Genomic DNA, 22,645 nt, shown 5'->3' with positions numbered 1-22,645 from the left:
TTCTATATGATTTTAGTCGTTGGTGGAGCGGGATATATCGGTAGCCATGTCGTCAAACAATTAGTTGAAACGAAACCGGTCGTTGTGCTCGATAATTTATCGACAGGGCATCGGTATGCAGTCGATAAACGAGCGGTGTTTGTGCATGGTGATTTAGGCGATCGGGCGACGCTTGTGCGCATGTTTGAAAAATATCCGATCGATGCGGTGATGCATTTTGCGGCAAATAGTTTAGTAGGTGAGTCGGTTGCCGAACCGATGAAATATTATAAAAACAACGTTGCTGCGACGTTAACGTTGTTAGAAACGATGATGGAATATGGCGTAAAGCGATTTATTTTTTCATCGACAGCTGCTGTGTACGGTATTCCAAACGTTGATGTCATTACGGAACAATGTCCAACGAATCCGATTAATCCATACGGCCGTTCGAAATTGATGATTGAACATATGCTTGCTGATTTTGCGTCAGCGTATGATTTACGCTACGTCGTCTTGCGTTATTTTAATGCGGCCGGTGCGCATGAAAGCGGTGAAATCGGGGAAGATCATCACCCGGAAACGCATTTAATTCCACTTATTTTGCAACATTTGCTCGGATTGCGTGATAAAATTTCGGTGTTCGGTACAGACTACGATACACCAGATGGCACATGTATTCGCGATTACATTCACGTGACGGACTTAGCAGAAGCTCATATTGTTGCGTTGCAAGCTCTTCTTTCTGGCGAGAAAAAGACGGCAGTATACAATTTAGGCAATGGGCTCGGCTATTCGGTTAAAGAAGTGATCGATATGTGCGAGCGCGTCACAGGGAAAAAAGCAACGATTGAATATACGGCGCGCCGTCCGGGAGACCCTGCGCGACTTGTTGCGTCATCGGAAAAAATTGCGCATGAGCTCGGTTGGCAAGCGACCCGTTCGTTAGAAGACATTATCGGAAGCGCATGGCGTTGGCATGCATTCAAAAGGGGTTGATTATCAACCTCTTTTTTCGTTTGTTTCCAAATTTGACAACGAATTTAACCCTTCGTTACTCTATTATTAGAACAAACATGGGGGGACAAAGTGATGAACATTAGTCATTTTTCGATTCGGCGACCGGTATTGACGTTTGTTTCGATGATCATCGTCATTCTTTTAGGAGTGGTATCGTTATTCAATATTCCGATGAAACTCATCCCCGATATTCAGCCTCCTGTTGGCGTTGTTGTGGCGACATATCCGGGAGCGGGGCCAACAGAAGTGTTTGAAAAAGTGACGAAACCGTTAGAAAGCAGCTTAGCGACGCTACCGGGATTAAAGTCGATGACATCGACATCGCAAGAAGGATCGACGCTTATTTTACTCCAATTCTCATGGGCGACCGTCATTGATGACATGCAAAATGACGTCATGCAGCGAATCGACCAAACCCCGTTGCCAGATGATGTACAAAAACCGAGATTTTTAAAGTTTGACCCGTCGCAGTTTCCTGTCATTCAACTGACATTAACGAGTAAAAAAGGAACAGACGAGTTACAAACGTTAGCGGAACAGTTAAAAGCAGAGCTGGCCAAAGCGGAAGGTGTAGCGAGCGTGAATGTATCAGGAACGTTGACAAAACGAGTGCGAGTGCTCGTGGATCAAAATAAACTGCGCACGTATCGGCTTTCCCAACAAGACATCGCGAATTTCATTTCAGCGAATAACGTATCGTTGCCGGGGGAAACCGTTGTCATTGATGAGCGACAACTATCGACGCGCATTTTAAGTACTGTGCAATCAGTCGATGAATTAAAAAAACTCGTGATTACGATTAATCCATTGACAAATGAACGCATTCGCCTCCAAGATGTAGCGAAAGTTGAACTCGTTTCAGACGAACAACAAACGATTACACGAACGAATGAACAGCCGTCTGTCTTAATGAGTGTACTGCAAAAAGCAGATGCCAATACAGCAGAAGTGTCAAAAGCGTTTCAAAAACAGTTAGACAAGTTATTGAAAAAAGAGCAGTTTCAAAATGTCCGTGTAAATATATTATTTGACCAAGGGGAGTTTATTGAACGAACGATTCGCAATATCGCACAGTCGCTCGTGTTAGGCGGGGCGTTTGCGATGGCGGTGCTGTTTATCTTTTTACGGAACATCAAAAGTCCAATCATTATTGGCATCGCCATTCCGTATTCTGTTATTGTGACGTTTGTGTTAATGTATTTTTCCGATTTTACGTTAAACATTATGACGCTCGGTGGACTAGCGCTCGGAATCGGGATGCTTGTCGACAATTCCATTGTCGTTATTGAAAATATTTCCCGCCATTTAGCGATGGGGAAAGAGCCGAAAGAAGCGGCAAAAGATGGGGTAAGCGAAGTTGGAAGTGCTATTGTTGCTTCCACGTTAACAAGCGTTGCCGTATTCATTCCTGTGTTATTTATTACTGGATTAATCGGTGATTTATTTACCGAATTTGCGATGACGATCGCATTTAGTTTACTTGCGTCATTATTTGTGGCGTTAACGGTCGTACCGATGCTTGCGAGCCGTTGGTTGCGTCCGCGCAGACGTTATCGTGAAGAGGCGCGGTTATCTTCTGCCCCGATGCGCGCGCTTGAACGAAGTTTACGTTGGTCATTGCGCCATCGTTTCGTTGTGTTGTTGGTGGCCGTTAGTTTGTTCGGTGTTGGCGTTGTCGGGTTAACACATGTCGGGATGCAGTTTTTGCCGAATACAGATGAAGGATTTTTCTCCATTCGTGTGCAAACAGATGACGGTTATTCTTTACAGGCGACAGAGCGTGTCGTCAAGGCGATTGAACATGAATTAAAACGAGTCGATGATATTGAAACGTATGTAAGCCTCATCGGTTCGACGCAAGAACAGTCGTTTCGTGGAACGACACAAAGTAACGTAGCTGAAATATATGTAAAAATGAAGCCGAAAGATGAGCGCAATCGCTCGGTGTTTGTCGTCGTTGATGAATTAAAATCCCCTGTGCAACAAGCGGTGAAAAAAGTGAACAAAACTGCAGAAGTGTCGTTTAACTTGCAAGCATCGACAGGAAGTGCGCCAAATACGTTAACCTTTAGTGTAAAAGATACGGATGAACAACGGCTTAAACAAGTCGTTCCTCAAATTGAAAAACGATTAAAGTCGTTAAAAGAAGTGAAAGAAGTGACAACAGATTTGTCGGAAACAGTTGATGAAATTCAAGTCAACATCGATCAGGAAAAAGCGTTGCAACATGGGCTTACACCAGCGCAAGTCGCCATCGTTGCGGAACAAATGACGCGCGGAATGACAGCGACACGTATGATTGATGCGAGCGCAAACGTGTACGATGTGACGGTAGAATACGATCGAAACGTGAAAAATTCCGTTAACGATTTAAAACAATTGCTCGTGAAAAAACCGGACGGATCGTTTGTGAAACTTGGCGATATCGCATCTGTTTCAATCGGAAAAAGTCGCGTCCAAATTCAACGGGTGAATGAACAAAGCGCCGTTCAGTTTACGGTGAAATATAAAAATTCTGTTACGCTTGGCGACATATCGGCGCTTGTTGATCGTGAAATCGAAAAGCTCGATCTCCCGTCAGAAACAGATATCGTCTTTAGTGGCGATCGGGAGTTGCTTGAGTCGTCCATTGATGACTTAGCATTAGCCTTTGCGTTAGCGGTGACGTTCGTCTATCTTGTCATGGCAGCGCAATTTGAATCGTTTAAACATCCGTTTATTATTATGTTTACAATTCCACTCATGATCATCGGTATTGCAGGTGGATTATGGCTAACACAAACGCCGATGAGCGTCATGGTCATTATCGGTGGCATCGTTCTTGCGGGGATTGTCGTCAACAATGCGATCGTTCTTGTCGATTATATGAATCAATTGCGTGTCCGCGGAGAGCGAGATATGATTGTCACTGCGGTTAAACTTCGCCTTCGTCCGATTTTAATGACGGCGTTGACGACGATTTTAGGTTTATTGCCGCTCGCCTTTGGCATCGGTGATGGAGCAGAGCTTAATCAGCCGATGGCGATTACTGTGATCGGCGGATTAATTAGCAGCACCTTTTTAACGTTGTTCGTTATTCCGATTGTGTATAGCTTTACGTTATCGAGAAAGTTTTATATCCAAAAATAAACAGCCGACATTAGCGGCTGTTTATTTTTCGTTGTTCTAGCTTTTTCATCATTTGCTCAAGTAGTTTTTCCCATAATGTTTGTTGTTTCGTTCCTTTTTTCTTCGCCATGTGTCACCTCATGAAAGGGTAAATAGTTCGCGCAATTGTTCGTTCGACAGTTCGGTAATCCACGTTTCGCTTTGAATGAGCTGCTCATTGAGCGCTTGTTTTTTCTCAAGCATATCATCAATTTTTTCTTCAATTGTGCCAGTTGTAATGAGTTTATGCACGTGGACGAATTTTGTTTGCCCGATGCGATACGCCCGGTCTGTCGCTTGGTTTTCAACGGCCGGGTTCCACCAACGGTCGAAATGAATGACATGGTTGGCGGCTGTTAAATTGAGCCCTGTTCCCCCTGCTTTGAGCGATAAAATGAATATATGAAACTGACCATTTTGAAATTGTTCAATCATGTCATCACGCGTTTGTTTCGGTGTGCTTCCGTTTAAAAAGACGACGTTTTCTTTCAAATGTGTAGAAAGAAGATATTGCATCATTTCGCCCATTTGGATGTATTGTGTAAAAACTAAACAGCTTTCTCCATTTTCGCGAATTTGTTCGACAAGTTCAAGCAACTTTTCGACTTTATGGGATCGTTCAACAATTTGTTTTGGCTCTTTTTCTTTTAAATAAAGGGCAGGATGGTTGCATAGTTGTTTTAAACTATTTAACATTTGTAAAATGATGCCGCGACGCGCCAATCCGTCCACTTGTTCAAGCTTTTCAAGTGACTGTTGTACAATTTGTTCATATAATGATGCTTGCTCGACGGTAAGCGGGCAATATTCTTTTTGTTCGAGTTTATCCGGTAAATCGAGCGCAATGCGTTCATCTGTTTTCGTTCGGCGCAGTAAAAATGGGCGAATCAATTTTTGTAGTTTTTCGGTTGCTTGTGCGTCTCCGTTTTTCTCAATTGGCGTTCCAAAACGGCGTTGAAAATCTGTTTGCGAACCTAAATAGCCGGGATTTAAAAATTGAAAAATGCTCCAAAGTTCATTTAGTCGGTTTTCAATCGGTGTGCCGGTGAGCGCAATTTTATGCCGTCCTTTTAGTTTACGAATGGCACGCGCTTGTTTCGTTTGGGCATTTTTAATGTTTTGCGCTTCATCTAAACAAATGACATCCCAAGCGATGTTTGAAAGGTCGTCGAAATCTAAATGTGCTAAGCTGTATGATGTAATGACGACATCGGCTTCGTTTACAGCAGCAAAAAACGCTTCTTCTTTTGCCCGCGCTTGTCCGTGATGAACGTAAACACGTAGCGATGGAACGAATTGCTGACATTCTTTTTGCCAATTGCCGATGACGCTCGTTGGACAAATGAGCAGGGCAGGTCCGTTTCGTTTCTCGTTTTCTTTCACATAGGCGAGATAGGCTAGCATTTGTACCGTTTTTCCAAGCCCCATATCGTCTGCTAGACAGCCGCCAAAGCCGAGTTGGCGTAAAAAGATGAGCCAATCGACGCCTCGTTGCTGATATGGGCGCAACGTGCCGTGAAACGTTGTTGGAACAGTGACCGTTTGGATATGGTCAATGTTTTTCATTTTTCGTACGAGTGTGGCAAACGAGCGATTTAGTTCAATGTCAATCGCTTCATCGTCTTCATGTTGTTCGTTTGTTTTTTCCGCGAGCGTTTGCATAAGTACGTCGCGAATCGATAAACCTTCTTGTTTGGCTTGTTTCATTAGTTTTTGCACGTGTTGAATCACAGCTGGATCGAGTTGCACCCATTGGTCGCGAATGCGGACAAGACGACGTTTTTGTTCAACAAGCTCCGCAAATTGCTGTTCCGTTAGTTCGATTCCATTTGTAGCGATGCGCCAATCGAAATCGACGAGCGCATCAAGTCCGAATACAGATGTTGCGGATGATTTCACACGTGCTTTCACGCGAAGTTTTGTTTGTTTGACGATTTCCCACCATTCTGGAACAATAACGCGCACACCCGCTTCGGTGAGTTCGGTTGTCGCTTCCACTAAAAAGCGCCATGCTTCTTCTTCGTTTAGTTGCGTGCGCAACGTATCGTTTTCGCTTAGCCATGGAACGATCGTTTGCCATCGTTGCTGTGCTCGTTCGATATGGCTAACGTACGCCTCCCAAGCTTTTGGCATATGCGGATAAACGGTGAAGTCGTTTGTTGTTGCGTCGATGAGCACCGTTTCAAGCGACCATGCTTTACCATCTTCCTCTGGTTCATTTAAGCGGATGGCGACGATAAACGGTGGGCGGTTTTTATCCCAGCCAATTTCGGTGAGCCAGTCATGCTCGTCCATGAATGAAGCGCTGTCGCTTGTCAGTATCGGATACGTTTCAGCGATTTGCTGCCACGTTTGTTTGAGTTCCACGTCCAATTGAATCCAGTCGTTTATTGCTTCAGATCGCCAGACGGAAATAAACGGATGCTCATCTTCTGTCGTTCTTTTCCATCCGAACCATCCTTGTTTCCACGCGTCAAAATCAGGCATGAATTGTTTTTGTTCAATGTCCGCTATGATTTGTTTTGCCCATATTTGAAATTGTTTACTTTGTTCGTCCCATATCGTGTCGATGAATGCGCTTGTCGATGGATAAGCAAAAAACGTAAGCGCCTCCCAAGGCGAAAGAAGAACGCCAATATGGTTTCCGATCGTATCGACTGTCGCAAATGTCCCGTAAAACGTTTCTTCATGCCAACAAAAGACGAGCTCTTTCCACTCATCTGGGTCCGCATCATCACTATAAATAAAAAACTGTTTTTGTTCATCGAGCCAACGGCTTTTTAGTTCAAGTTGCATCATATGAATTTTCCTTTCCGTAATAAATCTTGAAAGGCACGTAACCGTTTCGTTTGTTCAGCTAATGTTGCGATATATGCTTCCCAGCGAGGCATTTGTTTTAATGCTCGGTAATGGGCGCGCAGTTTTCGTAAATGTTTCATTGCTTGTTCGTATGCGCTGCGATTTTTTTGTTCAATATAATGCATAATCGTTTGGTGATACAAAGGAAGAACGAGCGAACGGTCCGCTTGTTCGACTGCTTTTAAATGGAACGGATGAATCATATCGACGTTTGCTTTTTCGAGCATATATAATTCAATAAGTTCTTTCCATTTTTGCTCGTCGAACAAGTAGTCAATGTACGTATAAAAACTATACGGAAGCAACCTTCGAAGAAGCTGTTCGTATCGTTCGGTTTGTTCGTTTTTTGTAGCGATACGATATTGGACATAGGCAGATAATACATGTTGAACAAACCACTCACGGTCGGTGATATGAAGCGAATATAAGTATGTTTCCACATTTTGTTCGAGACGATGAAACCACTCTACTCCACGTTGAATTTGTTTTTTTGCAAATGACATATGCATGAAACGGACGATATGTTCCGTTGCTAAGTATGGAAACGGTTCAATGAGCTGATATGCACGATGATCGTTTCCAAGCAAAAACGACACGTACGAAGCTGCGCCGATAAATGGTATTTTTTCTTCTACGGTTTCCTTTTTATTTAACTGTTCAATCGCCCACTTACATTCTTCTTGGCGATATGTTTCGTCGGTCAATACGGTTGTCCATATCATTTCATATACATCTAATATGTGTCTAAAGTACGTTAATTCGCCTGACAATACGTTTCTTACGTATGGAATGGTAGCGTATAAAAGCTGTTCATGCATTTTTGTACGCGGCTTTTTTGCTAAATTTGTGAGCGCTTGTTGTACAGTTGAAGAAAATTGTTCTACATGCCGCTCTTGCATGATAGCGAAGTAGCCCCATGATTGTTTCGGAATGTGAACTAGTTTAATAAAGGTAAACAAGGCGGCATGGACATAATATAAATGATCTAAAAACGGTGCTTTTGACTTCGGTCGCTCAAAAGTTGGGAAGAATGATTGAATGAGCCTACGCATATGTTCTTCTTCTGTTACATTGTATAGCGGGATGCGACGATATTTCTCTTCAAACAATTTCCACCATGTGTCAATGATATTTTCGTTGTTTGACGTGTTGCTCCCATCTTTCTCGTTTGGCTTCTGCTGATGAACGGCTTGTTGTTTTACTTGTATGTCTTTTTGTTTTTCATTTTGTTTTTTCGCTGGCTCTTTCCATGTTCTAATCAAATTCCCGACTGCATCAATTTGATTGTATGCATATAAAAATAACGCAACATTGTGCGGACATAGACCGACGGCTGTGCAAGTGCATGATGAACCCGCCGCCTGCTTTAACCGAAAAGATGGCTCATATGTATGTCCCTTATCTGTTACTTTCCCTTTTAGCACATTGTCCTCAATTGTCACGTTATACACATGCCCAGTACGGTACAATTGCCATGCTCGTTTAATGATGTCGCTATGTTTTTTGTAAGGCAACAGCTTCATCAAGCGTTCAGCCGCTTTTGTCATCACTTCGGACGATAGCATCGTCTGCAACATATGTAAATTACCCCTTTTCGTTCATTTGTTCTCATTTTAGCATGCTACCCTTTTGTTTACAAATAGAACAAATCACTCGTATAAAAGGGACGAAAGTAGTAAAATGATGTGTAGATTTCCATATATAGAAAGGATTTAAATGATGAAAACAAATCGTGTCATATGGTGGGGGCTTGTCGTTGCATGGTGTGCACTTATTTACTATTTCACCGAGTCTCCGCTATTTACCGGGGAAAAAACGGCACAATGGATTCGCTATTGGCTTGAATATGTTGGCATTCATACGAACCGTCCGGTGAGCGACGGATTATTTTCATGGAATTTTATTGTTCGAAAAAGTGCGCATATGACGGTATTTGGAACGTTTGCGTTTTTTGCATGGAAAGCGACAGCTTCCTACCGCTTCGCTTGGTTATTGACGCTTGGTTGTGCGATGTTTGATGAATGGCATCAATCGTTTCAACCGAATCGAACAGCATTGTTTTCTGATGTCATCATCGATATGATCGGGGCGACCATTGTGTTATGGATGGTTTGGAAGACGAATAAGCGAGCATAAACGACGAATAAGCGAGCATAAACGCTCGCTTATTCGTTAGTTTTTTTCCACTTTGCGCTTCTTCCTTTACCAATTGGGATGATTTTTTTTGCTTCTTTTAATTCGTTTAATACGCGATTGATCGTTGCTTCACTAATGTCAGGACAGGCATGGCGAATATCTTCTTTTGTAAAGTATCCCATGCTCCCTTCAATAAAATCTTTAATGCGCTTTCGTTTATTTCCGCGACTTGTTTCTACATAGCCGACACGTTCTTCAAGTTTTTTATAGGCGGCAACAATAACTGATAAAAAGTAATGTAACCAGGGGAAAATGTCGTTTTTCCCTTCATGCCAGTGGATCGATGAGCGTTTGAGAACGTCGTAATATGTTTCTTTACTTTCTTCGATAAGCGTTTCTATACTAATATAACGGCCGACTTCGTATCCAAATTTGTATAATAAAAGAAGCGTTAATAAACGTGACATCCGTCCATTGCCGTCGTGGAATGGATGAATGCAAAGGAAATCTAAAATGAAGATTGCAATTGCGATCAATGGATGTACGTCACCTTTTTGAACTGTATCTTGAAAAGTCATACAGAGAAGACGCATGTGCTCATCTGTTTGAAAAGCAGGTACGGGAATGAAACGAATAAACTTTTCCCCATTCGGCAACGTTTCGCTAATATAGTTATCTTGATTTTTCCATTCTCCTCCTTGTGAAGGGACATACTCGTATAAATCACGGTGTAGTTGTTTGATGATAGAAGGGGATATCGGAATGGCATCAGATGAGGCGTGGATCAGTTTTAACACGTTCCGATACCCAGCAATCTCCCCTTCTGATCGATCCATCGGTAACGTCTGTTCTGCCATAATGCTTTTCAGCCGTTTATTTGTAATGATAATTCCTTCAATCGCGTTTGATGATTTTGTTGATTGAATGATGGCTACATTTTTAAGTGTTTCGAGTATTTGGGGGGATTGTTTCTTATACAAATCTTGCTTCCCTTTGTATTCATCAATTTTCGAAAGTAATTGAAGAGTTTCCATCGAATAAGAGAGATGTTTCAGCAACTCGTAATTATAGATGCGCATTATATCACCTCATGTGCAAATGATTATATTAAATTATAGCACATCCAATTATTTTTTATAAAAATATATTCATGAAATAAAAAAAGAGAACATTCCGCTTTAGGCGAAATGTTCATCGGCAGGAAATACAATTCTCGTTTGTTTTCGTGCTTCGTCCATAATTTTCATTGTTGCAAGTGAACGGGCGTGTGAATTGATCGTTGATTGTTTCTCACCATGTTCAATGAGCGTTATAAACTCGAGCGCTTCGTAATACATTGGCTCATACGGTTGCGGAACAGTAATATCTTCCATACGTCCGTCACGGTAATGAATATGTACACGCGTTGGAGTATGAATCGCATCGATGACAATCGTTCCTTCTTCTCCTTGAATTTCCGCAGGAGCATACGAGTTGGTGATTTTTGAATACATGACAACGGCATCCATATCGCCATAATCGAGCATGATGCTTCCTTCGCCGTCAACTCCTGACGATAAACGGACGCTATGCGCTTGAATGGCTTTTGGCTCACCAAATAGGACGACGAGCGGATATAAGCAATATACGCCAAGGTCCATCAATGCACCACTTGAAAAGGCAAGGTTAAAGGCGTTTGCGATCGTTCCTTGTTTAAACGCATCGTAGCGTGAAGAATATTGGCAATAGCTTGCGACGTAGCGACGAACGCGTCCGATTTTTGCGAGATGACGTTGAATCGCTTGAAAATTTGGTAAACATGTTGTTTTCATCGCCTCCATCAACACGACACCATTTTTTTGTGCCGCCTCAATCATTGCTTCCACTTCTTTGACATTAGAAGCGAGCGGTTTTTCACATATGACGTGTTTACCGCGATTCATGAGCATGATCGCTTGTTCGGCGTGAAAACAGTTTGGACTTGCGATATATACGGCATCGATATGTTCGCTCGCTGCAAGCTCATGTAAGTTTGTAAACGTTTCGGTTGCGCCTGTTTTCTCCGCAAAGGCGTTTGCGGTTTCTTGTTGACGAGAATATACAGCTTGTAAATGAAACGAAGGCACTTGTTTTGCGGCGCGAATAAACGCCTCCGTAATCCAATTCGTTCCGATTGTCGCAAAGCGAATCATTCATGTTCTCTCCCTTTGATATATGTCCAACCGTCTTGTTGGTACACTTTCTTTTCTTTCATTAATCGTCCAAGCGCTCGTTTAAATGCGGCTTTACTCATATGAAACCGAGCTTGAATGTCCTCGGGATCGCTTTTGTCGCTATACGGCATCGCGCCACCACGGCTTTCAATATAACGGAAAATGGTTTCTGCATCTGTTTGTAAACTTTCTTGTTTTCGCGGAAGTAGTGATACGTTGATCGTTCCGTCTTCTTTCACCACGATGACGCGCCCTTCGATAAGTTCGCCAAGGCGTGGCTCACGTCTTCGTTGCGATTCGTGAATAAATCCGACATAGCCAACGTCTGTAATGAGAAACGACCCCGCTTTAATTAAACGATAAATGCGTCCGCGCACGTTCGTGTTAAACGCAGAAGCGGGGGCGGGAACGCTTATTTGTTTCATTGTTTCTTCGTCCGCAAGTTTCGCAAGCAGTCGCCCGCGTTTATCTACTTGAAGCGAACAGTACAATTGATCGCCTTTTTCCGGCCAAAGCGTCGGAAGCGGCGGTAAGTCATCCATCGATAATAACACGTCTTTTTCAATGCCAATATGAACAAAAACGCCGAGTTGTGGAACGACATCGACCACTTCAACCCATCCGTACGATGATGTTGTGATGAGTGGTTGTTTCATCGTCGCCCGCATGCGTCCGTCGTGGTCGTGATATAGAAAGACACGTACGTCTTCACCCACTTGTAATGCACCTTCACATTGACTTTCATGAAGCAAGGCGCTTTCTTTTCCATTTGTGACGATGTAACCGAACGGTTTTTGTTCTTTCACTTGCCATGTAACTATTTGTCCAATCATGTATCTCTTCCTTTTTTATCAGTAGTTTATTTTTCATTGTACACGATAAAAATGAAAGAAACAAAGGATGTATCTTCTTTCATTTTGGCGTGTTACAATGGAAGAAAAAGCATGGAGGTGAAAAGGATGAGCAAAGTAGCACGAAATGCGTTATGTCCTTGCGGAAGTGGGAAAAAGTATAAACAATGTTGCGGCAATAATGTCGTTTCCATTCATGAACTTGTCGATCAAGATGTCGTCCAACATATGCATGATTTCATTCGTTACGCAGCATTTGAACATGAGTCGTTTTTATATCGAACGGTTCAAGAACATATGATTGTTGAACAAACGGATGACGATGAAATATCTGTTTTCCGCTTTTTCATTAGCATGTGGGTCATGTTTTTTAAAAAAGATACAAACGGAATGACCATTTTCGATTATTATTTGCGCACAATTCGTAAACAGGCTGTTCGTCCAACCGTCTATAGCATCATTCAGTCGTGGCGTCAAGCGTTCCCAACGTTCGTTTGCATTGATGAATTAAGGGATTCGTATGTCGTTGTAACAGATTTATTAACTGGGGAAACGAAACATATGAAACTACTCGATATGCCGGACGAGTTCGATTTGGAAGAAGGACAAGCGTTGGCAGGAATTTTTGTACCACATGGTCAATATATCGCTTGCTTCGGGACATTTTTCCCTCTCCCTGTCGTTTTAACTCATCCGTTGTACGTATACATACAAGATGTTTGGAAAGCATGCGACGAACAGTATGAACAATGGATTGAGGCGTATCCAGAAACGTTTCAAAAATCATTACGTTTAACGATGTTTGACGTCGAAAGTTTATCGCCAACACAAGAACAAGTGTTTACATTATTCGAACAAAACTTTCCACAAAAAGATTTGTCCATTTTAGATACCGCTCGTCTCATTTGGGTGGAATATTGTCGGCTCAACAATCCGACGATTCGAAAACCTGAAGTGTATGCGGCGGCACTTCATTACATTATGGCTGATGCGATTTTACATGAATGGATTCCACAAAAACAACTCGCTGAGCAATACGGCATATCAGTTAGTGCACTATCGAAACGAATCGATGTGTTTTACGATATATTTGAAGACATTGCTGGGCGAATTGATGAGCAATTAAGCGAACTGTTTGACGACTGGGATGATGACGACGATTGGGACGATACGGATACGATATTTGAAGTATGCGAAGACTGTGATGAAGAGGAGTAAAGGGAGCTGCTGGCTCCCTTTACAGTTTACTCAATGCTTTTTTTAGCAACGTATTTCTTTGTGCAGATTTTTGTTGTTCATATGTTTCACGAAATTCTTTTGCATGACTTGGACTAAAGCCGTTTTTTTTCAGTTCGTTTTCTAGGGCGCTATAAATGATGTTAAATGCTGCATCTGTTTTCGCTTCAAGCTCTTGCGCTGCAGTGTTGTACTTGGCGAAGAAATAATTAAACGATACAGATTGTCCACTCTCTTTTCTTTCACGATATTCTGCAATGGCATGATCGACGAGAGCATCAATTTTTGCATTAGCTTGCTGTTGCAGATGCTCAAACGACGGGCGATATTTTTCTTTAATGCTTGCAACGGTGATCTGTTCGACCGGCTTGTTTGATGTGTTTGTTCCGTCTTGCTCAGTTTTTACAGTTTGTCCAGTTGTGTTATTTTGTTTATTCGTTTCACCTTGATGATTTGTTGCTTTTTCATTTGGTGAAGACGACGGTTCGTTTGTTTTGTTAAGGTGTGTCTGATTGCTACTTGTTTGATTTGTATCGTTTTGTTTTGTTGAAGGTGTTTGTTGGGCTTTCTCTGATTGAGTAGATCCATTGTCATCAGGCAATAAAATCTCGTACTCTTCTTCCACAATTTCAGCTACTTTTTCATCTTCTTTTTTCAAGTCTACTTTTTTATTTGTAAGAAAATAATAATAGCTCCCTGCACCTCCAAGAAGCAAAACAACGATGCTAAGCGAAATGATAAGCCACTTCTTCACTCGAATGATCTCCTTTCTATTGGTTCCCTATGTTTTATCATACACGATTCCATAGGAGAATGAACATAGGAAAATGAGATGAAGTGAAAAATGGAAATGCATCTTGATATCGTCATAGAATTGAAGTACTATGAACTTATGGAAATAAAAGAGAGATTACATGAGTGTAAATTTTTTATATTTACATATATTCAAATGAGGTGATGGAATGAAAAAGTATCCATGGAGTCAAAAGGCGTTACGTGCTATGATTGCCACAGCGGTTGCTTTCACACCAGCCGTTGCAATTGGTGGAAAAGCTACACATGTTGAAGCAGCACAAACAGTTGATCAAAAAATTGATCAGCTAGCTAATCGATTTTATATTTTTTACAAAAATGCTGATGCGACGACTTTGCAAAATGCAAAGAATAATATTAGTACTATTCAATACTCTCATATTTCAAACGCTGTTAGTGGGCTATCATTAAGTGAAACGAATAAACAAAATGCACTTGTTGAACTTATTAAAGGTGTAGCCAATGTCATTTATACGAAACATGCGACTTCGGCTGATCTTGCGCAGGCGGTAAAAAACTTCCGTGCAAATTATGCGGATGAGTTTAATACGTTATTTGATGAAACAAACAACGTCACAGCAGATCAAATCATTGATTTCGTATTAGCCATGGAGTCTAATTTAGAAACTGCTATTATACAAAATGCGGCGAGACCAAATGTGTCGTATTCGTCAATCATTCAAACTGCTGTGCAGAACACATTAAACACAGGGAGTTTTTCTACTTTACAAGGTAAGCTTAATTCTGTTGGTTTGTCTGTTGAAAAGTTATTCCAATTGCAATCGAATTTGAATGATCAAGTTATTGATACAAATAAACAAGCGCGTTCCACGATGCTTCAAAGTGCATTTACAGAGAAGGGCGCGACAATTGCTAATATAGGAAATGAATATGAACTGCGTGTTCCAATTGTTCAAGGAAGTACCACAACAGTTAGCTTAACAACATCTATTCAATGGGAAACATCGAACCCAACGATTGCAACATTTAGTGGTAATGTCTTGACTGTTCGTCAAACAGGGACGATTGATGTTTTTGCTAAAATTGACGGGATAACAATCGCCAAAAGGATAGTTTCAGTTACAGCTGGTAGCACAGGCGGTGGTGGCAGCACAGGTGGCGGTAATACAGGTGGTGGTTCTGTTGTAACCCCTCTACCAACTACAGGAGCAGAAAATGGTAAAGTGATCGTTGGCCAAGATGCGGTAACGACAAGGGAACAAACAAACGACAAAGGTCAAAAAGAAAAGGTAACAGAAGTGAAAGTAGAGAAGATTGCGGATATTGTCAATCTTGTTTCAGCGCAAAATAAAGAAATCGCGTTAGGTGTTGGTACGCTTGTAGCGAATGAAGTTGCGAAAGCAGTGATTCCGGCAAAGTTATTTGCGGATGTATTTGCGAAAGAGGCAAAGGCAGTAGTGAATGTTCAAACGGATCGGGCATCATATAAGTTGCCAGTGGCAGAAATCCAAGCGAAACTTGCGCAAGTTGCACAAAAATTAGGTTCAAGCATAGACAACGTTAAAATTGCAATTGAAATCACAAAAGTAAATCCACCTCAAGGAATATCTGCGGTATCGGATGCGTTGGAGTTTCACATCGTTGCTACAGCGAACGGAAAAAGCGAGGCAATTACACGGTTTACACAATATGTGGAACGTGAATTAAAAGGTTCGAAAGTGTTTATTCCGCATCGTTCGGTCGCGGTACGGGTTGATGCAAACGGCAAGCTTGTATCTGTACCAACCGTATTTAACGGCGATCAAGCAACGGTAAAATCATTAACAAACTCCACGTATGTCGTTGTTGAAAATAATAAAACATTCGCGGATGTAGATGGTGGAAAAACATGGGCGGAAGCGTATATTGAGGCACTTGCATCGAAATACATTATTAAAGGGAAAACGGAACAAACCTTTGCGCCGAGAGAAAATATGACACGTGCGCAATTTGCTGTTTTACTTGTTCGTGCCCTCGGTTTGCCAAGTGAATCGTATGATAAACGGTTCAAAGATGTCAAAGGAACAGAATGGTTTAACGAAAATGGCGAGCTTGCTGCTGCAGTGAAATATGGCATTGTTCAAGGAAAAGGAAACGGTCTATTTGCACCAAACGCACCAGTTACTCGTGCAGAAGCGGCAGTCATGTTCAAGAGAGCACTAGAGCTTTCATTCTTGAATTATGATCAAACACAGTTAAATACAGCGAAAAAAGTGACAGATTTTAAAGATGCTGCCCAAATTCAAGCATGGGCGAAAGACGGCGTCGAAAAAATGTACCAAGCTGGTATTTTCACAGGACGGGAGAATAATCGTTTTGTGCCAGGTGGCTACATGAAGCGTGCAGAAATCGCAAAGGCGTTGGCGGAGTTTTTAACATCTGCCAAATTAATGAATAAAGTACAATAAAAAGGGAGCTGCTGGCTCCCTTTTTATATGAGTTCGATGCCTTCTAAAATCATGCTAGAGAAAAAGCCGCTAATATGATGAAGCGCTTCTAGCACCGCTTTTGGATCGGCGTCAAAAAAGTCTTTCATCATCGGTTGGTTTTGTTCGTGAATGAAAGCGAAAATGAAATCTGTTTTAATTCGATTGCTTAACAATACCGGGCAATAGCTTAGTTCAAGCTTTCGTTTTATATTTTCCTCGTCACCGAAATGTTTGCGATACACCTCACGCAACGTTGGCAATTGTTCTTGAATTTTTTCATGCGCATCTGTTAACCATGCTTGCACGGCTTCAGCAGGTGGAAATTGTTTATGAAGTAAAATGAGTTCAAAAATTTTGTTTAATGCAAAGCTTGACTCTGTCGCAAAAGCAACGTTCGTTAGTAGTAACGAAACATACTCTTCCTCCGTTTTCGTTTCTAAACGCATGTTCATAAAAATTTCCAATATTTCTGAATGTACTTTTGTTTTCGTCCAATCTTTTGTTAATTGTTGAACGAGCGCCATGACAGCTCGATTAACCGTATCGTTTGTCCATTCCATCGCGAATACAATCCTTTCTTTTGCGTATATGATACCATTAGTTTACCAATGTTATGACGAAGAAGAAATAGTCAATGTTATATTCATGTGATATGATTAATAGTGTTGTCGAACAATTGAATTAAAGGAGCGTTTTGTATGTCGTTTCAAACGGTTCACATACTTGGAGTTCCGTTTGTACGTGCGACGATGGATGAAGTGGTTTCTGTCATTCACGCGCACGTCAAACAACAAAAGCCGTGCTTTATCGTGACGGCTAATCCTGAAATTGTCATGAAAGCAAATGAAGAACCTACATATATGGAAACGATCCAACAAGCCGATTATGTCGTTGCCGACGGCATCGGGGTTGTGAAGGCGGCTGAATGGCTCGGAACACCGCTGCCAGAGCGTGTCGCTGGTTACGACGTGTTATGTCGTTGTTTACAACTTGCTGATGAGCATCAATATCGCGTATATATGATTGGCGCGAAAGAAGAAGTCGTACAAGCGGCAGCACAACATATTCGCCATCGTTATCCAAATGTTCGTTTAGTCGGAGTACGTAACGGTTACTTTGACTGGAACGACAAGACGATTGTAGAAGAAGTGAAGCAAGCCGCGCCGGATTTTGTATTTGTTGCGCTCGGTATGGGAAAACAAGAACAATGGATCGCTGAACATATGCATACAGTCGGACGCGGTGTATGGATGGGCGTTGGCGGAAGCTTCGACGTGCTTGCTGGAGTGGTTAAGCGAGCACCAGAACTATGGATTCGCCTAAATCTCGAATGGTTGTATCGCTTAGCAAAGCAACCGACGCGAGCAAAACGAATGTTAGCATTGCCACGCTTTGCGTGGACCATTTTAAAACAAAAGGTTGTCGGAAAATGAACCAGTCATTCGTAAAAGGAACGATGATTTTAACGATTGGCACGATCATTTCGAAAGTGCTCGGCAGCATTTTTCGCATTCCGCTACAAAATATTGCAGGAGATAAAGTGCTCGGCATTTTTAGTCTCGTTTATCCGCTTTATATGGTCGCGTTAATTTTATCTGTTGCAGGCATTCCGATTGCCGTTTCGAAATTGATTTCTGAAGCGCGTGCGCAACAAAAAGAAGATGAAGTGGCGCGCCTCGTGCAGACGGCAAGCATATTGGCGTTTAGTTTCGGAGTGCTCAGTTTTTCGCTTCTTGCAGGTGGTTCGTCGTGGATTGCGAAAGCACTTGGCGGTACGGAAGCGCAATTTGCGATTATCGTCGTAGCGACAACGTTGCTCATCTCGCCATATATGGCGGTATATCGCGGTTTTTTTCAAGGGCTTGAAGATATGAAGCCGACTGCCGCATCCCAAGTGCTCGAACAATTCGTGCGCGTCGCTTTTATTTTACTTGTCGCTTTTTATATGGTACAAGCTGCATATGCCGATGATATGATCGCTGGAGGAATTATGATCGGGTCACCGCTTGGGGCACTTGCTAGTCTCATATACTTACGTGCCTTGTATGCTCGCTCTCCTTACCGTCCGAAGCGCGTAAGGCTTTCGCGTGTGCAATGGATGCAGACAAGTAAAACGATTTTATCTTTGTCGATTCCGATTGCGTTTGGTGCGCTTGCGATGCCATTTTTAAATTTAGTCGATTCACTCTCCGTGCCACTTGCTCTTCATTGGCATGGGACAGAAGCAGGTGAAACGAGCTATTTATTCGGACTATATAGTCGTGGAACTGCGCTTGTGCAAATAGCTACGGTGTTTTCATCGTCCCTTGTTCTTCCGCTTATTCCTTTGTTAAGTAAACAAATGGCAAAAGGGGAAGCGAGTTTAGCGCAGCAAACGATTCAAAAGTCGTTCGAGCTATCGCACTTTTTATCATGGCCAATCGCAGCTAGCTTAGCCGCTCTTGCTGTTCCGTTAAACATCGCTTTATTTACAAATAATGAAGGAAGCGCGACGATGGCAGTCGTGTTGGCAAGCTCGGCATTTACGTCCCTTGCATTGCTTGGAACAGGCATTTTACAAGGGATTGGCGATTCGAAACGCGCTGCAGTCATCATTTTAATCGGCTGTTTCGTAAAATGGGGAACAAACGTCTTGTTTATTTCATGGTACGGATTAATTGGTGCTGGTATTTCGACGCTTGTGACATACGCGTTCATTACATGGATGAATCATGTTGCCATTCGCCGTCGTATGTCGCTCGTCTTTTGGAATCGGAAAGTGTTCGTTTATTTGTTTGCCTCTTTTGTTATGGGGGTAAGTTTATTTTTCATTTCTCCGACGTGGGGAAGAATGGCTTCTCTTGTTTATGCAGCTATCGCAACGATCGGTGGCGGTTTGTTTTATTTTGGAATTGTACTCGCGCTCGGTGGGGTAACGCTTCAAGAGCTTCGCCAATGGTTGAATCAAAAGAAGAAAGGATGAAACGTGTGAAAAAATGGTTGCTGATTATCATCGCCATGTCGCTTATGCTAATCGCCCCTGCACTGAGTAAACGGCATGAAGCAGAGTGGAACAATCGAACGTATGAAATGATCATGCCATACGATGAAATCGAAGTATGGCTGCAAGAAGAAAATGAAACAGATGTATGGAAGCAACTGAAAGAAGCAGGTTTGACAACAGTTAGCGTGGAAGCAGAAACGCTCGATTCACTTGAAAAATCAGGTCATGTCCTGTTGTTAAAGATGGATGAATTTAAACATACACTCGTTTTATTGAATGAAACAGTCGATCATATTCCATCGCGTGGGCTTGTCGTTTATCCGCTTGATCAGACGTTCCCGATCGTTTCATCGCTACAAGCAACGTTTGGTGACGATGTCAAAGCCGTACAAGTAAATGGAAAAACGTATTATATAATTGAAGGAAATGCGAAAAAAATTGAACGCGTTCCACTCGGATACGATGAAATGAAAATGGCTCGTCTTATTGGACAAGGCTTGATGGTCGTGCTCCGTATTCCAGATGCGCGTGATATGAACGAGGCGAATGTGCGTGTACTCCAACAAATTGAAACGCTCAAAAATGAACATACATTTAAACTGCTGCCGACGGGAGAAGAAGTGGCTGGGTATCCGACCGATGTCGAAAAATGGGGAAAAAGATGGAAGAAAGCAGGATATGCGTTGTTGTCCACCGAGTTTTATGAAGCAAAAGGATTGACGACATTAGCGAAAGCAATGGATGTAAATGTCGTTCGTTTACATAGCTTGAACTTAGAACAACGAAAACCAAATGAAGCGGTGGATGTCGCTATTCGTGCAATCAAAGAACGAAACATTCGCGCGTTATTTATTCGTCCGTATACATCCGCAGAGACAGTACAAAATATTGAAAAAACAGTCGCTGTGATGAAACAAATTTTTCAACATATGCCAAGTCATTATACGCTTGGAAAAAGTGAACCGTTTGCGCCAATTGAACGTTCACCGATCGCAACCATTGGCTTTATTGTTGGAGCGACCGCTTTTATTTTTCTTGCTATTCGCTCGCTCGTTTCACCGCTATTGGCATTTGTTGCCGCAGGAGGGGCATTCGTTCTTGGGATCGCTGGCACGGTGTTATCCATCGATTTGGCATTGAAAGCACTAGCCTTACTTGTAGCGATTGTCACGCCGATTTATGCTGCCAAACCTTCTTCCGTTCGGGAAGGCTGGCGCGGAACGTTTATGGCATACGGTCGCGCCATCGCTATTTCATTCGTTGGAATCAGTTGGATTGTCGCGATGTTGTATGGCAATGAGTATATAGCTTATGTCGGCGAAGGGTTTCGAGGAGTGAAACTTGTTTATGTCGTTCCACTTGTCGCGATGGTTGTGCTCGTTTTACCTTCGATCATTCAAGAGTCGCTTCTTCCGTTTATAAAGCGGCTATGGAAACACCCGATTACGATCGGACATGTCGTTGTTAGTTTCTTTATTTTTGCTTTGTTAGCGTATTACGTGTTACGTTCTGGCAATACAGGTACGGCGAGTGCGCTTGAACTAGCCGCGAGACAAAAATTAGAAGAATGGTTATATGTACGTCCACGTACGAAAGAATTTTTGCTCGGTTTTCCAGCGTACATGCTTGCTTTATTCGTCATCAATAAACAAAAAAAATTAGGATCCATTCTTCTTGTCGTTGGAACAATTGGATGGTTGTCAATGATAAATACATTTACACATTTGCACATCCCACTTTTTATTTCATTCATTCGCACGATGTATAGTCTTGGGCTTGGGTTATTGATCGGTATCGTGCTTATTTATGTATATGAGTGGGTATGGAAAAAGGTGATACGATGAACATTGTCATTTCTGGATATTACGGCTTTCATAACGTTGGTGATGAAGCGATTTTATATGCCATCATTCAAGCACTTCGGGCACATGATCCAAACGTGCAAGTGACGGTGCTTTCAAACGATCCGACATTTACAAAACAAACGTATGGGGTTCATGCGGTCAATCGTTGGCGAATCAGTGACGTCATTCAAGCCCTTCGTGAAAGCGATGGTTTAATTAGCGGTGGGGGAAGTTTGCTTCAAGACCAAACGGGATGGCGCAGCATTCCGTACTATACAGGCATTATGCAAATGGCCAAATGGCTCGGCAAACCGGTCATGGTTTACGCACAAGGAATGGGCCCTGTAAATAAAAAACAAAATCAATGGCTCATGAAATGGACGCTCAATCAAGTTGATCGCCTAACGGTGCGCGATGAGCCATCTGCCGAGTTATTAAAAACGTTAGGGGTAAAAAAGCCGATTACGGTTGTGCCTGATCCAGTCATGGGACTGAAGCCACCGACATCTCCAACAACATGGTGGAAAGAACAATCGTTTACACGTCCTGTCATTGCTGTTTCGGTGCGCGAGTGGGCGCGCGGTCGTGATTTTGAAAGAAAAATAGCCGTTGCACTTGATCGCTCGGTTCAAGCAGGCTTTGATGTCGTATTTATTCCGATGCATGGGCATCACGATGATGAAACGTCTCGTCGCTTATTAGCCATGATGAAAGAGCATGCCGTCGTTGCACCTTATGATGCCAGCATACAAGAAAAAATGGCGATGATTGCAAGTTCCCGATTGCTTGTCGGCATGCGCTTGCATGCGTTAATTTTCGCAGCGGTCGGTCATACACCTTTTATCGCGTTATCATACGATCCGAAAATTAATGCATTTGCCAATCAAGCCAATCAGCCCGTATTTGCGCATGTCGAAGATGATCGTTGGGATGGGGACGCGCTATTTTCATATATCCAGCAATGTATGGCTCAACATGAAGAACAAAAAGAAATCATGATTCGTGCTGTTGCACCGCTCCAACAAACCGCCCAACAAACTGCCAAAGAAGCGCTTGCATTGTTTCGAAATAAAAATTAGGTCTAATGGCCTAATTTTTATTTTTTTTATATAATTTTCATGAATCGTCTGATAAAATAGAAAACAATATATACATA

16 protein-coding genes are annotated in these 22,645 nt (G+C 42.3%); 9 read left to right on the top strand and 7 right to left on the bottom strand.

Features of this window, described 5'->3' with window-relative positions; translation table 11 throughout:
• The first annotated feature begins 6 nt into the window (after positions 1 to 6).
• Together galE and ASC42_RS10460 are read left to right on the top strand one after the other, a co-directional pair.
• Positions 7 to 978 carry a UDP-glucose 4-epimerase GalE gene (galE, locus tag ASC42_RS10465; RefSeq protein WP_055441712.1) on the top strand — a complete coding sequence of 324 codons (972 nt, stop codon included), beginning with the start codon at positions 7 to 9 and terminating at the stop codon, positions 976 to 978.
• A 93-nt stretch (positions 979 to 1,071) separates the two neighbouring features.
• A complete protein-coding gene (locus ASC42_RS10460; protein ID WP_055441711.1) occupies positions 1,072 to 4,128 on the top strand; it encodes an efflux RND transporter permease subunit in 3,057 nt (1,018 codons plus the stop codon).
• 117 nt (positions 4,129 to 4,245) lie between these two features.
• On the opposite strand, the gene ASC42_RS10455 is transcribed toward ASC42_RS10460, so the two are convergent.
• A complete protein-coding gene (locus ASC42_RS10455) occupies positions 4,246 to 6,942 on the bottom strand; it encodes a DEAD/DEAH box helicase (RefSeq protein WP_141653521.1) in 2,697 nt (898 codons plus the stop codon).
• Entirely contained in the window at positions 6,942 to 8,582 is a 1,641-nt protein-coding gene (locus ASC42_RS10450; protein WP_055441709.1) for an SWIM zinc finger family protein, read from the bottom strand. Before ASC42_RS10450 ends, ASC42_RS10455 begins: the two co-directional genes overlap by 1 nt.
• Before the next feature lie 139 nt (positions 8,583 to 8,721).
• Between ASC42_RS10450 and ASC42_RS10445 the strand changes: the two genes are divergently transcribed.
• Positions 8,722 to 9,141, top strand: coding sequence for a VanZ family protein (locus tag ASC42_RS10445; RefSeq protein WP_055441708.1), 420 nt, complete (start codon positions 8,722 to 8,724; stop codon positions 9,139 to 9,141).
• A gap of 29 nt (positions 9,142 to 9,170) precedes the next feature.
• On the opposite strand, the gene ASC42_RS10440 is transcribed toward ASC42_RS10445, so the two are convergent.
• The 3 genes from ASC42_RS10440 to ASC42_RS10430 all read right to left on the bottom strand — a co-directional run bounded on the left by ASC42_RS10440 (position 9,171) and on the right by ASC42_RS10430 (position 12,166).
• Positions 9,171 to 10,220 (bottom strand): Fic family protein, encoded by a 1,050-nt coding sequence (locus tag ASC42_RS10440; protein WP_055441707.1) that lies wholly within the window; start codon positions 10,218 to 10,220, stop codon positions 9,171 to 9,173.
• 99 nt (positions 10,221 to 10,319) lie between these two features.
• Complete coding sequence (locus ASC42_RS10435) at positions 10,320 to 11,312, bottom strand: Gfo/Idh/MocA family protein (protein WP_055441706.1); 993 nt, start codon at positions 11,310 to 11,312, stop codon at positions 10,320 to 10,322.
• Entirely contained in the window at positions 11,309 to 12,166 is an 858-nt protein-coding gene (locus ASC42_RS10430) for a CvfB family protein (protein WP_055441705.1), read from the bottom strand. Before ASC42_RS10430 ends, ASC42_RS10435 begins: the two co-directional genes overlap by 4 nt.
• A gap of 126 nt (positions 12,167 to 12,292) precedes the next feature.
• On the opposite strand from ASC42_RS10430, the gene ASC42_RS10425 reads away from it, so the two are divergent.
• Positions 12,293 to 13,402: a YecA family protein gene (locus ASC42_RS10425; RefSeq protein WP_055441704.1), complete on the top strand. Its 1,110-nt coding sequence runs from the start codon at positions 12,293 to 12,295 to the stop codon at positions 13,400 to 13,402.
• Positions 13,403 to 13,421: 19 nt separating this feature from the next.
• Here ASC42_RS10425 and ASC42_RS10420 read toward each other — a convergent pair whose 3' ends face one another.
• The gene (locus ASC42_RS10420) at positions 13,422 to 14,174 is read right to left on the bottom strand and encodes a hypothetical protein (protein WP_055441703.1); all 753 of its coding nucleotides are present in this window, start codon (positions 14,172 to 14,174) and stop codon (positions 13,422 to 13,424) included.
• A gap of 208 nt (positions 14,175 to 14,382) precedes the next feature.
• Between ASC42_RS10420 and ASC42_RS10415 the strand changes: the two genes are divergently transcribed.
• The gene (locus ASC42_RS10415; RefSeq protein WP_055441702.1) at positions 14,383 to 16,641 is read left to right on the top strand and encodes an S-layer homology domain-containing protein; all 2,259 of its coding nucleotides are present in this window, start codon (positions 14,383 to 14,385) and stop codon (positions 16,639 to 16,641) included.
• Positions 16,642 to 16,664: 23 nt separating this feature from the next.
• On the opposite strand, the gene ASC42_RS10410 is transcribed toward ASC42_RS10415, so the two are convergent.
• Entirely contained in the window at positions 16,665 to 17,222 is a 558-nt protein-coding gene (locus tag ASC42_RS10410; RefSeq protein WP_055441701.1) for a hypothetical protein, read from the bottom strand.
• 138 nt (positions 17,223 to 17,360) lie between these two features.
• On the opposite strand from ASC42_RS10410, the gene ASC42_RS10405 reads away from it, so the two are divergent.
• Genes ASC42_RS10405 through csaB form a run of 4 tightly spaced genes read left to right on the top strand, consistent with a single transcriptional unit; the run spans position 17,361 to position 22,568 of the window.
• Entirely contained in the window at positions 17,361 to 18,095 is a 735-nt protein-coding gene (locus tag ASC42_RS10405) for a WecB/TagA/CpsF family glycosyltransferase (protein WP_055441700.1), read from the top strand.
• Positions 18,092 to 19,624 carry a putative polysaccharide biosynthesis protein gene (locus tag ASC42_RS10400; RefSeq protein ID WP_055441699.1) on the top strand — a complete coding sequence of 511 codons (1,533 nt, stop codon included), beginning with the start codon at positions 18,092 to 18,094 and terminating at the stop codon, positions 19,622 to 19,624. The genes ASC42_RS10405 and ASC42_RS10400 overlap by 4 nt, the downstream gene beginning before the upstream one ends.
• A complete protein-coding gene (locus tag ASC42_RS10395; RefSeq protein WP_245191189.1) occupies positions 19,621 to 21,489 on the top strand; it encodes a DUF5693 family protein in 1,869 nt (622 codons plus the stop codon). Before ASC42_RS10400 ends, ASC42_RS10395 begins: the two co-directional genes overlap by 4 nt.
• Entirely contained in the window at positions 21,486 to 22,568 is a 1,083-nt protein-coding gene (gene csaB / locus ASC42_RS10390) for a polysaccharide pyruvyl transferase CsaB (RefSeq protein WP_055441697.1), read from the top strand. Before ASC42_RS10395 ends, csaB begins: the two co-directional genes overlap by 4 nt.
• Positions 22,569 to 22,645 lie beyond the last annotated feature (77 nt).

The organism is Anoxybacillus suryakundensis (assembly GCF_001418025.1).
Classification (GTDB): Bacteria; Bacillota; Bacilli; order Bacillales; family Anoxybacillaceae; genus Anoxybacillus; species Anoxybacillus tengchongensis.
This window is presented reverse-complemented; position numbering and strand designations above follow the sequence as displayed.

Coding starts and splice junctions, on each gene's coding strand:
- galE (WP_055441712.1), top strand. CDS start 7: ATGATTTTAGTCGTTGGTGGAGCGGGATATATCGGTAGCCATGTCGTC.
- ASC42_RS10435 (WP_055441706.1), bottom strand. CDS start 11,312: ATGATTCGCTTTGCGACAATCGGAACGAATTGGATTACGGAGGCGTTT.
- ASC42_RS10455 (WP_141653521.1), bottom strand. CDS start 6,942: ATGCAACTTGAACTAAAAAGCCGTTGGCTCGATGAACAAAAACAGTTT.
- ASC42_RS10405 (WP_055441700.1), top strand. CDS start 17,361: ATGTCGTTTCAAACGGTTCACATACTTGGAGTTCCGTTTGTACGTGCG.
- ASC42_RS10445 (WP_055441708.1), top strand. CDS start 8,722: ATGATGAAAACAAATCGTGTCATATGGTGGGGGCTTGTCGTTGCATGG.
- ASC42_RS10430 (WP_055441705.1), bottom strand. CDS start 12,166: ATGATTGGACAAATAGTTACATGGCAAGTGAAAGAACAAAAACCGTTC.
- ASC42_RS10400 (WP_055441699.1), top strand. CDS start 18,092: ATGAACCAGTCATTCGTAAAAGGAACGATGATTTTAACGATTGGCACG.
- ASC42_RS10415 (WP_055441702.1), top strand. CDS start 14,383: ATGAAAAAGTATCCATGGAGTCAAAAGGCGTTACGTGCTATGATTGCC.
- ASC42_RS10460 (WP_055441711.1), top strand. CDS start 1,072: ATGAACATTAGTCATTTTTCGATTCGGCGACCGGTATTGACGTTTGTT.
- ASC42_RS10425 (WP_055441704.1), top strand. CDS start 12,293: ATGAGCAAAGTAGCACGAAATGCGTTATGTCCTTGCGGAAGTGGGAAA.
- ASC42_RS10410 (WP_055441701.1), bottom strand. CDS start 17,222: ATGGAATGGACAAACGATACGGTTAATCGAGCTGTCATGGCGCTCGTT.
- ASC42_RS10440 (WP_055441707.1), bottom strand. CDS start 10,220: ATGCGCATCTATAATTACGAGTTGCTGAAACATCTCTCTTATTCGATG.
- ASC42_RS10395 (WP_245191189.1), top strand. CDS start 19,621: ATGAAACGTGTGAAAAAATGGTTGCTGATTATCATCGCCATGTCGCTT.
- csaB (WP_055441697.1), top strand. CDS start 21,486: ATGAACATTGTCATTTCTGGATATTACGGCTTTCATAACGTTGGTGAT.
- ASC42_RS10450 (WP_055441709.1), bottom strand. CDS start 8,582: ATGTTGCAGACGATGCTATCGTCCGAAGTGATGACAAAAGCGGCTGAA.